Source organism: Aliagarivorans marinus DSM 23064, from assembly GCF_000429485.1.
Taxonomy (GTDB): domain Bacteria; phylum Pseudomonadota; class Gammaproteobacteria; order Enterobacterales; family Celerinatantimonadaceae; genus Aliagarivorans; species Aliagarivorans marinus.
This window is the reverse complement of record NZ_AUBY01000022.1, coordinates 67,266-82,385: the sequence shown is the minus strand read 5'-3', so window position 1 is coordinate 82,385 and position 15,120 is coordinate 67,266. Positions and strand designations below refer to the sequence as shown.

The window sequence follows — 15,120 nt, the reverse complement described above, 5'->3', positions numbered from 1 at the left end:
TCAGCTTTGGCGGAACCTTTACAATCAAGTGTACGTGGTCACTTTGGACGCTGAGCTCGACGACCTCACATCCCAACTGAGCACAGTAAACTTGAATACACCGATAGACTTCTTTCCCTACATTATTTCTCAATATCCTAAATCGGTACTTGGGCGTCCAAACTATGTGATATTGACACCGCCAAAATACGTGTGATGCTTGCTTGTATCTGCTCATGTTATTTGTCCTTTTGACTTCGCTAAAAATCAAAGGCGCATTTAGCATGAGCGGGTCTTCAGGCAAAGCCTCACCGGATGATAACCACCTACTGAAGTAGGTGGTTTAGGGCCGAAAAACAAAACGCCACCCAATGAGGTGGCGTTTTTGTACCCAATCGACGCGCTTAGTCTTGCGGCTTGTTAGCCTGTGCAAATTGCCCCTCAGCCATATGCAAGTGCACATCTTGTTGGGGAAATGGAATCGAGATCCCTTCGCGGTCAAAACGTAGCTTCACTTCCTTAGTGATATCCCAATACACATCCCAATAGTCATCGGTTTTTACCCACGGCCGCACGATAAAGTCCACCGACGAGGTGTTTAGGGTATGTACTTTAATATTCGGTTCGGGGGTTGCCAGCACCAACTTATGGGCATCCACAATCTCGTTGAGCACCGCTTCAGCTTTAAGCAAGTCATCGCCATAGCCGATACCAAACACCATATCCACCCGGCGGATGCGCTCATGGGTCACGTTCTTAATTACATCCCCCCAAATCTTGCTATTGGGCACGATGATGATCTGGTTGTCGAAGGTACGAATAGTGGTGTTCACCAGGCTCATATGGCTTACCTTGCCATCGACACCTCCGGCATAGACGAAGTCTCCTACATCGAAGGGCCGATAGATCAGCAGCATCATCCCTGCAGCAAAGTTGGAGAGGGTGTCCTGCAGCGCGAAACCGATGATGACCCCGGCGATACCAAAGCCGGTCAGAATCGGGGTAAGATTCAAGCCAATTTGCGACAGCCCCACCATAATCCCAATCACCCACACTGCCTTGCCGGACATCGAGATAAAGAAGTCCTGCATCAACTGGGAGAGCTTGAGGTTTTTCGAGGAGACGGCTTTACCCACCATCTTACGCGTCAGCTTGGCAAAGGCCCTGGCAACAAACAGGATTAAGACAAACACCAATAGCTGGAAGATATGTTGCGGCGCGTTCTCAGCAAGCCAATCTAGCACCGAGGACGACCAGTTGCTGATAATGGCAAAGGCTACTTTACTGTTGAGCAAGTCATAGGTGATGCTGCCAGTGACTTCGAAGATCTGCCGCTTGTACTCGGAGGTCTCAAGCCCCACCTTATCGGCCAGCGCCACCAATGTTCGCAAGCGGTCGGTGGCGATGGTCAGCCGCTGTTTAAGGATCAGCTGACTGAGCTGCAACGCGGCTTTCTCAGACTCGGGGCTGGAGGAGACCTGCGAGCCGATAATGTTACTTTGCTGGTTGAGGTACTCGATGGAGGCCGACAGTAGACTCATGCGCTGCTCGACACTCTCGCGAAACGCTTGTTCTCGAGCTTCATCGGGCACACCGAGCTGTTTACTCCATTCCAGGTTCTGCCAGCTCCATTGGTAGGCGCTGTACAGATACTGCTGAAGCTCTCGGAGGTTATTAACCAGCGCCAGCTTATCTTCATCCTTGGCTTGGTTGATGTCGCTATTGACCGCCTTGATCTTCTCATCGAGATAGCTGATTGAGCCTTTGGCATAACTTACCTGCTCGTTCAGCAGCTCAATCAGTCGCGCTGCTGCCACCGAGCGCTGCTCGATGGCGCGGGCTAGCTGCTCACGGAGCTCAAGGTTTTTCTGGAACAAACGTAGCTGCAGCGCTTCGCGTTCATCACCGGAAGCTTGCTGGGCGCTTTGGATAAGCTCAGTCATCTCAACGCTGATACGTTCAATCCCTTGACCCGCCGCTGACTCCGCCGAGCCTGCATTGCTTGGCGCAGAGCCTTCTTGACTGGCGAGTACTGGGCTTGCGAAATACCCCATCAGCAATACAAACAACACCGTGCGCAGCATCAACAACCGTCGTAACATTCTGTCTTCCTTAACAATTACGTAGCCCACACAGGGGGCTTATCAATCCATTCTTGGGAAAAACGCCAATAAAGACGCTAACTTGAATATAGCAATGCACAGAGAAAGCAGTGCCAGACACTCGCGGTTTCACACACCAAGGAAGACTATGGACAAGTACATTATTCGACGCGATGAGATAGCGGGGATGGACGGTGAGCAAAAGACTCATTTTCTTAATCCCAATGCGGTACGTATAAATAAATCCTTAGGCGATCTCTGCGGCATCCGCGGCTTTGGTTTTCACATCATTGAAATTGCGCCGGGCAAAGCGTCCACCGAATACCATGTTCACCAGTTTGAAGATGAGTGCGTTTACATTCTGCAAGGCGAGGCGGAGGTTGAGATCGGCGAGGACATCGTGACGGTTTCACAGGGCGATTTTATCGGCTATAAAGCCGGAGGCTTGGCCCATACCATGACGAACACGGGTACAGAAACACTGAAGTGTATCGTGGTAGGCGAGCGCTTGGCGCACGATGTAGCGGATTACCCCAAGCTAAACAAACGGCTTTATCGTAACCACGGACAAGGCTGGGACTTGGTCGACATCGCCGATGTCGACACGTTGAAAAAATAGTAAGACTGCTTACCTGAAGGCTGAGCCTAGGCGGCGCTACCCATGCATTCATCACACAGGCAGTCCATCTCTAACTGCTGGCTCATCATGGTAAATCCGGCTTGCTCAGCGCTCTTTTTCAGCTCGCTAATCATCGCTGGATTGACGGTAATCTCTTTGACTTTACTGCAGCCGCCACAGATCAGAAACTGCGGCACACCATGGGAGTGATCGCAGCAAATATGGGCGCAAGCGACATATTTATTGGCGAGGTTGAGCTTGTGCACCAATCCCTCTTCTTCGAGAAAGGCCAAGATACGATAGATGGACATTGCCGGGATGTTTTCGCCAAATTGCTCTTTGCAGTAATCGATTAGCTCGTAGGCCGATAGTGCCTTATCAGAGTCAACCAGTCCGGACAGTACCCGCTTGCGCTTTTCTGTCATCCGCGAGCCGCGTTCGCGACAGTGCTGCTCCGCTTGCTCAAGAATTCCCGCTGTTTGACTCATAACGCCCCCTAGTGCTGATGCTGGCCGCTCCTTGATGTGGCGTTCACAAAGTCTGTTCGCGCAGTTCGGAGCGGGTTTTCAGTGATGTTACAACATAGCAGCGACTGCTGCATTGTTATCTTCGCGTTGAATGAGATGAGCGCTAACTATATTTATAGGAAGCCAAGGCAAAAAAAACGCCCTTGAATCAAGGGCGTACTGGATGACAAATAAGTCATAAATTCAGCTGTGCTGAGTGTGGAGAGAGTACTGTCGTCCTTGGCAGCAGCCTAGTGGGACAGTCCATTGCCCTGGGCAAACACGCGTCCCGAAGCAATGACTTAAGCTTAACCCAAACCAACGCAAATGCAAATCATTTTTATTTAGATTTTAAGGATGCCATCAAATCTACAAATGAATTCGATTAAGCTGCTGATTTCAAAGACCTGACCACACCTGTTATTATCCTTGCCTTTAGTTACCTGCGATCAACGCCAAGGACGCAACGCTTGCTGCACACTCGTTCATCCCTTTTATTGCCTCTGTGTTTTGCCTTGGGCCTCACTGCGCTACTTAGCCTAGTGTCTTTGGCAAGCGGACCTGTGACCCACAACTGGCAGATGCTCTGGCAGGCAATAACCGGCGAGCAAGCGGCTGCCTCAATGATTATCTGGCAACTGCGCCTGCCACGCATGCTGCTTACCATCGCCATCGGGGCCTTACTGGCCTTAGCTGGCGCGCTAATGCAGGGCTTGTTTCGCAATCCCTTGGCCGATCCGGCAATCATTGGGATCTCCGGTGGCAGTGCAGCCGGTGCCGCGCTGGCTATGGCCGGGTTGAGCCTACTCCCTGCCTGGCCTTGGCTAGAAACCCTTGGTGTACCGCTGATGGCCTTTGTCGGTGGGATCAGCGCCACCCTATTGGTTTATCGCCTCGCCACCCGCAGCGACACCGGCACTTCGGTGGTGATGCTACTGCTGGCGGGTATCGCCATCAGCGCGATTAGCGGCGCCTTGATTAGCCTGCTCAGTTACCTCAGCGATGACCAGACCTTGCGCCAACTTAGCCTATGGCAAATGGGGACCTTGTCGCGCCACAGTTGGGGGCAGGTGCAGCTGGCATGGGGGGCTTGCGCAGTCATCGCCGCCCTTAGCTACAAACATCGCCGCACCTTAGATGTGCTGTTGCTTGGCGAGGCCGAAGCACGTTACAGCGGGGTTGATGTACAAGCGTTGAAGCGCCAGCTTATTTTGTGTTGTGCGTTTGCGGTGGCGATTGCCGTTGCCATCACCGGGCTTATCGGCTTCGTCGGCTTGGTGGTGCCACATATCTTGAGGTTGATGTTGGGGCCTGGTCACCAACGCTTATTGCCACTAAGCGCCTTGGGCGGCGCTTGCTTGCTGTTGTTTGCCGACTTAATTGCCCGCAGTATCGTCGCCCCCGCCCAACTGCCGATTGGTGTGGTCACCGCCTTGATCGGTGCCCCCTTCTTCCTGTACTTGCTGCTACGTCAGCGCCAACATCTGAGCTAGCCCTATGCAACGTGACACCCTAACTAACGCAGCTATCTCACTGGACCAGATTGAGCTGACAATGGCCGGTAAGACCATTGTCGAAGCCTGCCAGCTGCAGTTTCATGCGGGGCAGCATTGCGCGCTACTCGGCCCGAACGGTGCAGGTAAGAGCTCGTTGATTCGTCTGATTGGCGGCGAGCTGCAGGCTAAATCAGGGTCGGTAGCCATCCATGGTCGTGCCCAGCAGGATTGGTCGCTCCCCGAGCTAAGCCGCCATATGGCCATTTTGCCTCAGCGCTCACAGCTTAACTTCCACTTTAGCGTTAGCGAAGTGGTTGGCTTGGGACTGCTGCACTCAACCTTGTCGCTGAAGCAACAACGCCAACTGATCCGCGAGCGTTTGCAAGTGGTCGATATGTGGCAGCTACGCGAGCGCAGCTATCCCCAGCTATCTGGCGGCGAGCAGCAGCGGGTTCACTACGCGCGCGTCACCGCTCAGCTGGCCAGCGTGCCCGAATCAAAGCGCATTTTGCTATTGGATGAGGCCACCAGCTCCTTAGATTTAAGCCATCGTCAGATGCTGATGGAAGATGCCAACCGAATTGCCAGCGAGGGCGGTTGTGTGGTGAGCGTGGTACACGATTTGAACTTGGCGGCCCGTTATTGTCAGCGACTGGTGCTGCTAGCGCCACCCAAGGTGATTGCCGATGGCAACGCTAAGCAAGTGCTGAGCAAAGAGAACATTGCCAAGGCCTTCGACTACCCCGCCACCATTATTGAACACAGCGACAGTCAGCAGCCGATCGTCCTTTAACTAAGGCTAAAGCAAAAACAGCCTGGCTAAGCGCAGGCTAAGCAACACACTGGCCAAGGCAATCAACAGCACTATCAGCCCCATGGTATTGAACACCAAACGCTTAAGCTTGAACTTGATACGTGAGAACCACGACGCCTTAGCAGGAAGATGTGGCTGTTGCGCCGAGTAGCTGCATAGCAGATAGAGCATGGCGCCCCATAACAAGGCCAACAAACCACTCAGCAGCTGCGCGTCGCTCGATGCGCTAAAACGCAACAAACTCACCGACATCAACACCAAGCCCACAGCCCCAAGCAACAAGCCTAAGGGCCTTAGCCAGAATTGATTGCCTTGAATACGCTGAAGCTGAGAGTCAAACATGGGAAGTCCGTCTAGTGTTGTTGGTGCCATTATGGTACCAACAAAAAACTCCCTTTCGGGAGTTTTTAGCTTTAGTTCTTAAGCGATGTCTTGCTTATAGCGTCGGCGCCAGGCATGCAGCAAAGGCTCGGTATAGCCGGAGGGCTGCTCGCAGCCTTTAAACACTAGATCCAAGGCTGCTTGGTAGGCGTGGCTCTGCTCAAGCTTATCGGCCATGCTGCGATAGCTTGGGTCGCCTTGGTTCTGCTGATCCACCAGCTTGGCAATCTCAGCGAAACGTTGCTTGACCAGCTGCACGCTGACCACCCCGTGCAACAACCAATTGGCAATATGCTGGCTGGAGATCCGCAGCGTGGCGCGGTCTTCCATCAGCCCCACACCGTTAATATCCGGTACCTTGGAGCAGCCTACGCCTTGCTCCACCCAGCGCACCACGTAGCCGAGGATGCCCTGAATGTTATTGTCCAGCTCGGCAATCAACTGTTGTTCGCTCCAGTCGGTCTGTGCCGCCAAAGGCGGTTGCAGCAGGTCGCTCAAGCGGGCGGAGCTTTGCTCTCCAAGATTGGCCAGCATCGCCTTTTGAATGCTCGATACCTTGACTTTGTGGTAGTGGATGGCATGCAAGGTGGCAGCGGTAGGCGACGGTACCCAAGCGGTATTCGCGCCACTTTGCGGGTGAGTGACTTTGGCAGTCATCATCTCCGCCATACGATCGGGCATCGCCCACATCCCTTTGCCGATCTGTGCTCTGCTATGCAGCCCACAGTCGAGACCCACTTCGACGTTACTCAGCTCATAGGCCTTAATCCAGGTACTATTTTTGATATCGCCCTTGGGCACCATCGGCCCGGCTTGCATACTAGTGTGGATCTCATCGCCGGTACGGTCCAAGAAGCCGGTGTTGATAAACACTACCCGCTGCTTCGCGGCATCGATACAGGCCTTGAGGTTCACGCTGGTACGGCGCTCCTCATCCATAATCCCGAGTTTGATGGTGTTGTCCGGCAGCGCCAGAATCGCTTCCACCGCACTGAACAAGCGGTTGCTAAAACGCACCTCTTCCGGGCCATGCATCTTCGGCTTCACAATGTAGATAGAGCCTTGATGGGAGTTGCGGAACGGGCTGTTGCCGACTAAGTCGTGTTTAGCTATCAGGCTGGTGAATACCGCGTCCAGCAGCCCTTCTGGCACCTCGTTACCTTGTGCGTCCAAGATAAGATCGCTGCTCATCAGGTGGCCAACGTTTCTGACAAACATCAGCGCACGGCCACTTAAGCTAAAGCCCTGCCCCTTCGGCGACACATAATGGCGGTTATCGTTTAACTTGCGGGTAAACAGGGTGCCACCCTTGCTCACCTGCTCGCTGAGCGTGCCCTTCATCAAGCCCAACCAGTTACGGTACACCGCCACTTTGTCGCTGGCATCCACCGCGGCGATGGAGTCTTCACAGTCCATAATAGAGGTCAGGGCCGACTCCAGTACGATGTCTTTCATACCGGCGCGGTCATCGCGACCAATCGGGTGGCTGTCATCAAACTGCAGCTCGATGTGCAGGCCGTTGTGCTGCAGCAAGATGGCTTTCGGTTTTTCTGCGTCGCCTTGGTAGCCTTTGAGCTGCTCGGCGTTGATAAGCGTGGTGTTGGAGCCATCAATCAAGTGCACCAACAGCCCTTGGTGATGGATCTGGTAAGACTCGGCCTCAGCGTGGGAACCGTGAGTCAGCGGGCAGAACTCGTCGAGTAGCTCGCGGCCATAGGCGATCACCGCTTGGCCACGTTGTGGGTTGTAGCTGCTACCGGGAGCCAGCTCATCGCTCTGGTCAATCACATCGGTGCCATAAAGCGCGTCGTACAGGCTGCCCCAACGAGCATTGGCGGCATTCAGCGCATAGCGGGCATTCATCACCGGCACCACCAATTGTGGGCCTGCTAAGGTCGCCAGCTCGGGGTCAACGCCAACGGTGGCCAGCTCCACCTGATCAGGCGGTGACACCAGATAGCCAATATCATGGAGGAATTTCTTGTAGGCGCTTGAATCAAAGGCGCCGGGGTGCGCTTTGTGCCAGTCATCGATGCGGCTTTGCAGCTGCTCACGCTCACTGAGGAGAGCCCGGTTTTCTGGGGCAAAATCACTAATAAACTGCAGCACCTGAGGCCAGAATACCTCTTTGTCCAAACCGCTGCCGGGTAGCACGTCGTTGTTCACAAACTCATAGAGCTCGGTGGATATCTGGTAGGAACCAAGGGGTGAATATCCAGTTTGGGTGGTCGTAGGCGAAGTCATTCCATCTTCCTCTGTATTGTTATCGCTTCGTCTCAGCGAAGCTATCAAGCCTCATCTTGGCCAGACACTCAGTTACGCAGCCAATTGAAAACTTGGTCAGCGGTTGGCGAAAGTTCGTACAAAGACTATAACTGAGCCCGGGCCAATTTCAAACACGCGTTTGAAAACTAAAATTCTGATGCCCCATCATGATAGGATAGTTTTGCGCCACAAAGCCAAGGAGTCTCGCGTTGTTGCAATTCATCTCTCGTTATTCAGCCCAATTATTAGCAACTTGCGTGCTCATCGGATTTTTATTTCCTAATTTTTCCAATAGCTTACTGCCCGCTTTACCCGCTGTACTGTTTTTCCTAATGGTTTGCGTGGTGCTTAGCCTAAAACTCAACACTTTAGTGCGTGATTTGGCCCGCTGGCAAACCTGGAACTATGCCCTTTGGCACAGCCTGGGTTGCACTATTTTGGCGCTAAGCAGCGTATGGCTGTTCGGTGTTGAGCCGAGCATCTATTTGGCGATTGCTGCTGCCTGCGCCACTGGCTCTCTATTCGCTAGCCCAGCCATCGTGCGCTCGCTTGGCTTCGATGCCCAGCGCTGCATGGCGATGACCATCGCCTCGACCTTGACCATGCCAGCGGTTCTGCTAGTTAATGCTGCCTTGTTCGATGTGCGCCAGGGCGAAGCCAGCCTACAGCTGGACATGGGCCTGTACCTGCAAAGGCTAGTGATATTTATCGTGTTGCCAATGCTGATTAGCTTGCTTAGTCAGCGCTTTGTCTCCCAGCAGCTACTCACTAAGGCGCTGACTAAATTGCAGCCGATCACCATGTTGCTGGTGTTTTTTTTCCCGCTCGGGCTGATGGGTGCATTTCGCCAGACCTTTGACCAGTCACCGCAAGATGCCGGGCACTATTTGTTAGTCGCCAGCTGGGTGTGTCTGACTATCTTCACCGCGAGCTACTGGCTCTACCGTCGCGGTGGCAAGGCACTGGCGATGACCGCCGCCATTACCGCCACCAATCGCAATGTGCTGCTCACCTACAGCATTACCGGCGCGTTCTTAGGGGTGGAATACCTCATCTACATGGGTGCGCTGCAGCTACCCATATATCTGCTACCGTTGATAGTAAGAGGAATGAATCGCATTCTCGAGCGGCGAGCGGCCTCTTGACGAGCATTTGAGTGATCACTTCTCACCTATAGCAAGTACTCAAGCTAACTGGCGTTATCACTAACGAGGAGCGAGTCCATGAACGACGAGATTCGGGTATTAGAACAAGCAGAGCTGAGTGAGTTGCTGAGTGAGCTAGAACTATGGGCCTATGCCGATAACAAGCTGAGCAAGGAGTTTCGCTTTAGCGATTTTCGCCAAGCCTTTGCCTTTATGGCCGAGGTAGCTATCTTGGCCGAAGAACACGACCACCACCCGGATTGGAGCAACAGTTACAACCGGGTCATGATCGAGCTCACTAGCCACTCCCACGGCGGTGTCACCATTAAAGATATCTCGCTGGCCATGGATATTGAAAAGCTGGAGCTATAGCTCGCTTGCAAGCGTGTTGTGAACCGCTTCCCGCAACTCGGGCAGCACCTGCTTCTCGAACCATGGATTACGCCTCAGCCACAGCCGATTGCGCGGCGACGGATGAGGCAGCACCCACAGCCCCTCTGCTGCATACTCGCGAAAGTGTTGAACCGTCTCGGTGAGGGTCTTCTTACGGCGCTTACCGAGATAGTACGCCTGTGCATACTGGCCGATAAGTAGGGTGAGTGTGATGTTTGGCATCCGCTCGAGTAGCCCCGGATGCCACTGTGGCGCACAGCGTTTTGGTGGCGGTAGATCGCCGCTTTTGGCGCTGCCGGGAAAGCAAAACGCAGAGGGAACGATAGCTATCTCACCATCGTTGTAGAAACGTTCTTTATCGATATCAAGCCACTGACGCAGGGTATCTCCACTTGGGTCGTTCCAGGGGATGCCCGTTTCGTGCACCCGCCTGCCAGGGGCCTGACCAACGATTAACAGCCGAGCACTGCTTGAAGCCTGCACCACCGGCCGCGGCTCTAGCTGCTCATGGCACAGCCTGCAGCCGCGCAAGCGCTTCAGATAGCTATCTAAGCTTTCGACAGGAATCTCAGTTGACTTCACACCGACTAACCTGAGTTACAGCTCATCCGGCGCGGCGTCGAGCAGCTCAGCCCACGCCGGATACTCACTGATTAAGGCCTCAAACCGTGGCTTAAACTCGCGATATACTGCCAACTCCTGCTCGCTTACCTGCTCGGCTTGCTCCATCAACAACACCGACATCTCCATCTGCTTGACCAAGTCCTGATCGGGCAGCTCCAGCATGCCTGAGCGCAGCATATCTAATACCGACTGCACCTGCTCGATCAGTGTTGGCAGCTGCTCTTGCATTGCATCAGCGACGCCGGCTACGCCCAAACGAAAGCTGTAGGCCAGCCATTCGCCAAAGGTCATATTATGTTGCGCCAGCATATCCTGCAGGTCTTGCCATACCCCAGCTTCGCTGAGCAACTGCTCGGCGGCATCCATCAGTTCCTGCCGGTCTAAAGTGAGTGGCCAGTCCAGATCCGTTGGCATCAGCTCTGCGTCGGCAATTTGCCGAGAGGCCTGTAACCACTGCTCGGTGGCGGCTTTGCTAATGAGAGGCGGCTGATCAGCATCAGCGATAGCCAGCGGCGTAACGACAAACACCAGCAACGCGACCAATGCGCTAGTAACACCCTTATGCATAATTTTCTCTCCTTATACGCGGTGCAGGCCGTTCAACACGACAAATCCATTCCCAGAAACGGCGGAAACAAAAAGTGGCGACCCTATAGGCCACCACTTTAAACGGCTCGCTTGGTGCTGGCTATATCTGCGTTTGCAGATAGTTCTCCAGCCCCATCTTATCGATTAAGCCTAGCTGCTGCTCCAGCCAATAGGCATGGTCCATTTCGGTTTCATCGATCAGGGTTTGCAACATCTGACGGGTAACAAAATCGCTCTTGCTCTCGCACAGGGCCATGGTCTCTTTAAGCAGTTGATCAACCTCGTACTCTACTTTAAGGTCGTTCTCCAACATGCTGGGCACGTCTTTACCAACGCGCAGCGGCTCGCGCTTACTGAGATCGGGAGTGCCTTCCAAAAACAGAATGCGCTGAATCAGCATCGAGGCGTGCTGCTTTTCATCGTCGAACTCATGGTCAATCCGTTCATAGAGCTTGTTAAAGCCCCAATCTTCGTACATGCGCGAGTGAATAAAATACTGATCCATCGCAGTCAGTTCGTTCATCAACAGCCGGTTCAGGGCATCGATGACTTGTGTATCACCTTGCATAACTAGTCTCCCTCAACCTGTGCTGCCAAGTAGTTTTGGATGCCCATCTTGTCGATTTGATACTGCTGGGCTTCAATCCAGTCGATATGCTCTTCTTCTTTCTCCAGCAGCTCGACCAGTAGATCGCGGCTAACAAAGTCGCGCTCTTGCTCACACAGCGCGATGGTATCGCGCAAGATTGGCAACTGCTCTAACTCGAACTGCATATCGCATTCGAGCATCTCCTCGGTGTTCTCGCCGATGCGCAGTGAACCAAGCGCTTGCAGGTTAGGTAGGCCTTCTAAAAACAGGATCCGCTCAATCAGCTTATCGGCCTGCTTCATATCCAAGATGGATTTCTTGTAGCTATGTTCGTTGAGCTCCTCAAGCCCCCAGTTTCGATACATGCGCGCATGCAAAAAATACTGGTTTATCGAGGTCAGCTCTGTGGTCAGCACTTTGTTCAGCGCTGCCACTATGCGTGTGTCTGACTTCATGGTTTTCCCTTTATTTTTTTGGTCTCTCCGAGGGCCTGTTTGTCTTTCTAGTTCACTTTTGCAGCGAGTTCTAGGCCAACCAGTTAAGGAAAAGTCTGTGCAGTGTAGCCATCTACATAAACAGGCTTTGACGCTGGATGGTTGGCCTAGAAACGCTGTTTAAACTGAACAAAAGTCGAATTAGAAAGATAAACAGGCCCTAGTTAGTATAGAAAGCCTGAGTGATTTAGTCGGAGAAAACGCAAGCTTTCTGGCAGTGCGTTACGCGTCAGACAGAGAAGCTGATCTGAAAGCCGGAGTTAGAGCGAAATATGCTGAAGCAAACTATGAATCAACTCACAATCTGAGTAACGAATTAACGGAAAAGGTCGCTGTTATGATTGGAGTCAATAGTAATAATGGCGAGGCGCGCCAAGATGGAACTGCTCAGCTGGTTGTACCTGTTAAAACTAAGGAGTCTGGCGATGTTTGTATCCGTACTTCAAACCTTGTTTAAAGGGTTTTTGCTGATCTTAGCGCTGTTAATTGCGCTGTATCTGATCCGCACCTCCACCGATTGGTTAGCGCGTTTCTACTTGAGTACCATTAAGTAGGCAGAGCCGATCCGAGTAACCTGTTGGGATTAACCCCGTTCTGATGGACCCCGCTCTGATAAACCAGAGCGGGGTGGCAGACGCTTACCCCCAAGCGCCACCTCTTGCGTATCGTTCTACACACCCCATACCACTCTCGCGGCAAGGGCAATCAGCACCACACCCGACAGGCGGTCGATGGTCTTCGCTTGCAGGCGCAAGCGCTGCAGCAACAGGGGGCTAGAGATAAGCAGCGTAACCAGGCTATACCACAAGCCATCTACCAGTAGCGGCGTTACCACCAACACGCTGCGGCTCATTGCACTGTTGTCCAGAGCAATAAACTGACTAAACAGCGCGATAAAGAACAGGGCAATCTTGGGGCTTAGTAAGGAGATCATCAGGCCGTCGCGCATTGCCCGGGAAACCGGCATGCTATCTCCTGATTTCAATTGTTGGTCAATACCACCTCGGGAGCGTAAGGCCTTGATGCCCAAATACGCCAAATAGGCCGCGCCGGCATAGCTAATAACAGCGAACAAACGCGGTGATTGGGCCAATAGCGCGGCCAAGCCAGTCAAAGTCAGCCAAGCATAAAAACCTATCCCGCAGGCATGGGCCCAAGCCACCGCAAAACCGTAGCGGCGACCACCAGCAAGGCTATGGCGTAACACCATCGCCAAACTCGGCCCGGGCGACATGGCGCCCAGCAAGCAAATAGTGACAAGGGATAACCAGTGGCTAAAGTCCATGAGCTACATCCTGTAAGGCTCAACTAAAAAGCCCATGATTATAAACGAAAAAAGCCTCGCAATCTGCGAGGCTTTTTAGAATGGTGGTGCCCGGAGGCGGAATCGAACCACCGACACGAGGATTTTCAATCCTCTGCTCTACCGACTGAGCTATCCGGGCGACGGCGGGTATTAAACGCTTCCCACCGTTTTAAGTCAACCGCTTTTTTTACAAAATCGTTTAAGCGCTGCTTTTTTGCACGACTCTCAATTGTTTTCGTTAAAAATGCCAACTAAAGCGCTTTTTATCGCGAAAATCCGTTCAAATTCTGCTGTCCAGCCACTCCCGCAAACCACTCTCTTCAGTTACACTTGCGCGGCTAATTCTTGAGTCATGCTCAAGTCTTGTCGCATCAGTAGGGAGTGCTGAAGCGCGTTCATTTAGGAACCATTCGCTTTCTTCTGAGATTTACCATGCTGAGTATCTTCGACATCTTCAAAATTGGGGTTGGCCCTTCCAGCTCCCACACCGTGGGTCCAATGGTGGCTGCCAAACGCTTTATCGAGCAATTGGTTGCACTGCCCGAGTTCCAGCAGGTCGATAGCTTAGAAGTAGAGGTGTTTGGCTCTCTCTCACTCACCGGTAAGGGCCACCATACCGATATCGCCATTATCATGGGCTTGGCAGGCAGCGAACCGGCCACTGTCGACATCGATGGGATCCCTAGCTTCATTGCCGCCCTCAACCAAAGCAAAACACTTCTGGTAGCAGACAAGCCAGTGAGCTTTAGCAGCGATAGCATCCACTTCCATACTCAGGCTTTGCCGCTGCATGAAAACGCCATGCGCATCCATGCCTGCGCACAGGGTGAGCGCATTGTCAGTCGCACCTACTACTCCACCGGCGGTGGCTTTATTGCCGAAGAACACGAGTTAACCGAAGACTCGCAGCATCAGCACCAGGTGCCGTTTGCCTTTGCCAGCGCCGACCAGTTGCTTAGCCTCTGTAAAGAGCAGGGCTTATCAATTTCAGCACTGATGCGCTGCAATGAACTGAGCATTGGCGATGCCCAGCGGCTCACCAAAGGCGCGGATGCGCTTTGGAATACCATGTCTGAAGGTATTCAGCGCGGCACTCACACCGAAGGCGTGTTAGCCGGACCGTTGCGGGTACCTCGCCGGGCAGCCGCTCTGTATCGACAGCTACGCAGCCGCAGCGCCTTTAGTAAAGACCCGATGGATGTGATCGACTGGGTTAACATGTTCGCCTTGGCGGTAAGCGAAGAAAACGCCGCCGGCGGGCGTGTTGTCACCGCACCCACTAACGGTGCAGCCGGCATCATCCCTGCGGTAATGGCCTACTACGACAAGTTCGTTGAACCACTGGATGGCGATGCCGTAGCCCGCTTCTTACTCAGCGCAGGCGCGATTGGCTTCTTGTACAAAACCAACGCCTCGGTGTCCGGCGCCGAAGTTGGTTGTCAGGGTGAGGTCGGCGTGGCCTGTTCAATGGCAGCAGCGGGCTTGGCCGAGCTGTTGGGCGGTAGCCCGGCGCAGGTATGCCAAGCAGCTGAGATTGCCATGGAACATAACCTGGGGCTTACCTGCGACCCAGTCGCCGGCCAGGTGCAAGTGCCCTGTATCGAGCGCAATGCCATTGCCTCGGTGAAAGCGATTAACGCCACCCGCATGGCGCTGCGTAGCACCAGTGAGCCGCGGGTGTCCCTCGACCGGGTTATCGACACCATGTACGCCACCGGCAAAGATATGCATGTGAAGTACCGCGAAACCTCCCAAGGCGGCTTGGCGATTAAGGTGGTAGACACCACCTACACGGCTAAGTGCGGGCTTGCCTAGCTTA

General features: G+C 53.4%; 17 protein-coding genes and 1 tRNA gene. 7 read left to right on the top strand and 11 right to left on the bottom strand.

Annotated features, from left to right (window positions below):
- Together tnpA and G461_RS0110805 are read right to left on the bottom strand one after the other, a co-directional pair.
- The coding region (tnpA, locus tag G461_RS25875; protein ID WP_157360275.1) for an IS200/IS605 family transposase at positions 1-217 on the bottom strand (217 nt) is incomplete at its 3' end.
- A 166-nt stretch (positions 218-383) separates the two neighbouring features.
- The gene (locus G461_RS0110805; protein ID WP_035480037.1) at positions 384-2,081 is read right to left on the bottom strand and encodes a mechanosensitive ion channel family protein; all 1,698 of its coding nucleotides are present in this window, start codon (positions 2,079-2,081) and stop codon (positions 384-386) included.
- Between the two features lie 148 nt (positions 2,082-2,229).
- Here G461_RS0110805 and G461_RS0110800 point away from each other — a divergent pair, with 148 nt between their 5' ends.
- Positions 2,230-2,700, top strand: coding sequence for a cupin domain-containing protein (locus G461_RS0110800; RefSeq protein ID WP_026971854.1), 471 nt, complete (start codon positions 2,230-2,232; stop codon positions 2,698-2,700).
- Positions 2,701-2,726: 26 nt separating this feature from the next.
- Here the strand turns inward: G461_RS0110800 and G461_RS0110795 are convergent, their stop codons facing one another.
- A complete protein-coding gene (locus G461_RS0110795) occupies positions 2,727-3,188 on the bottom strand; it encodes a Fur family transcriptional regulator (RefSeq protein ID WP_026971853.1) in 462 nt (153 codons plus the stop codon).
- 491 nt (positions 3,189-3,679) lie between these two features.
- On the opposite strand from G461_RS0110795, the gene G461_RS0110790 reads away from it, so the two are divergent.
- Both G461_RS0110790 and G461_RS0110785 read left to right on the top strand, forming a co-directional pair.
- Positions 3,680-4,699, top strand: coding sequence for a FecCD family ABC transporter permease (locus G461_RS0110790; RefSeq protein ID WP_035480064.1), 1,020 nt, complete (start codon positions 3,680-3,682; stop codon positions 4,697-4,699).
- 4 nt (positions 4,700-4,703) lie between these two features.
- Positions 4,704-5,495, top strand: a complete 792-nt coding sequence (locus tag G461_RS0110785; RefSeq protein WP_026971851.1) for a heme ABC transporter ATP-binding protein — start codon at positions 4,704-4,706, stop codon at positions 5,493-5,495.
- A gap of 6 nt (positions 5,496-5,501) precedes the next feature.
- On the opposite strand, the gene G461_RS0110780 is transcribed toward G461_RS0110785, so the two are convergent.
- Both G461_RS0110780 and G461_RS0110775 read right to left on the bottom strand, forming a co-directional pair.
- Complete coding sequence (locus G461_RS0110780; RefSeq protein ID WP_026971850.1) at positions 5,502-5,858, bottom strand: hypothetical protein; 357 nt, start codon at positions 5,856-5,858, stop codon at positions 5,502-5,504.
- Between the two features lie 78 nt (positions 5,859-5,936).
- Positions 5,937-8,141, bottom strand: coding sequence for a malate synthase G (locus G461_RS0110775; RefSeq protein WP_051333505.1), 2,205 nt, complete (start codon positions 8,139-8,141; stop codon positions 5,937-5,939).
- 365 nt (positions 8,142-8,506) lie between these two features.
- Here G461_RS0110775 and G461_RS0110770 point away from each other — a divergent pair, with 365 nt between their 5' ends.
- Entirely contained in the window at positions 8,507-9,307 is an 801-nt protein-coding gene (locus G461_RS0110770) for a hypothetical protein (protein WP_084429147.1), read from the top strand.
- 78 nt (positions 9,308-9,385) lie between these two features.
- Entirely contained in the window at positions 9,386-9,679 is a 294-nt protein-coding gene (locus G461_RS0110765) for a 4a-hydroxytetrahydrobiopterin dehydratase (RefSeq protein WP_026971847.1), read from the top strand.
- Here G461_RS0110765 and G461_RS23970 read toward each other — a convergent pair.
- The 4 genes from G461_RS23970 to bfr (G461_RS0110745) all read right to left on the bottom strand — a co-directional run bounded on the left by G461_RS23970 (position 9,674) and on the right by bfr (G461_RS0110745) (position 11,956).
- On the bottom strand, positions 9,674-10,282 hold the full coding sequence (locus tag G461_RS23970; protein ID WP_245587170.1) for a uracil-DNA glycosylase family protein: 609 nt from the start codon (positions 10,280-10,282) through the stop codon (positions 9,674-9,676). The genes G461_RS0110765 and G461_RS23970 overlap by 6 nt on opposite strands.
- A gap of 15 nt (positions 10,283-10,297) precedes the next feature.
- Complete coding sequence (locus G461_RS0110755) at positions 10,298-10,891, bottom strand: hypothetical protein (RefSeq protein ID WP_026971846.1); 594 nt, start codon at positions 10,889-10,891, stop codon at positions 10,298-10,300.
- 121 nt (positions 10,892-11,012) lie between these two features.
- Positions 11,013-11,480: a bacterioferritin gene (gene bfr / locus G461_RS0110750; RefSeq protein WP_026971845.1), complete on the bottom strand. Its 468-nt coding sequence runs from the start codon at positions 11,478-11,480 to the stop codon at positions 11,013-11,015.
- Positions 11,481-11,482: 2 nt separating this feature from the next.
- Positions 11,483-11,956, bottom strand: coding sequence for a bacterioferritin (gene bfr, locus G461_RS0110745; RefSeq protein WP_026971844.1), 474 nt, complete (start codon positions 11,954-11,956; stop codon positions 11,483-11,485).
- 464 nt (positions 11,957-12,420) lie between these two features.
- Between bfr (G461_RS0110745) and G461_RS26510 the strand changes: the two genes are divergently transcribed.
- Positions 12,421-12,549, top strand: coding sequence for a hypothetical protein (locus G461_RS26510; protein ID WP_281172007.1), 129 nt, complete (start codon positions 12,421-12,423; stop codon positions 12,547-12,549).
- A gap of 116 nt (positions 12,550-12,665) precedes the next feature.
- On the opposite strand, the gene G461_RS0110735 is transcribed toward G461_RS26510, so the two are convergent.
- On the bottom strand, positions 12,666-13,280 hold the full coding sequence (locus tag G461_RS0110735) for a LysE family translocator (RefSeq protein WP_026971843.1): 615 nt from the start codon (positions 13,278-13,280) through the stop codon (positions 12,666-12,668).
- Positions 13,281-13,364: 84 nt separating this feature from the next.
- A tRNA-Phe gene (locus tag G461_RS0110730) sits at positions 13,365-13,440 on the bottom strand.
- Positions 13,441-13,733: 293 nt separating this feature from the next.
- Here G461_RS0110730 and G461_RS0110725 point away from each other — a divergent pair.
- Positions 13,734-15,116 (top strand): L-serine ammonia-lyase, encoded by a 1,383-nt coding sequence (locus G461_RS0110725; protein WP_026971842.1) that lies wholly within the window; start codon positions 13,734-13,736, stop codon positions 15,114-15,116.
- Positions 15,117-15,120 lie beyond the last annotated feature (4 nt).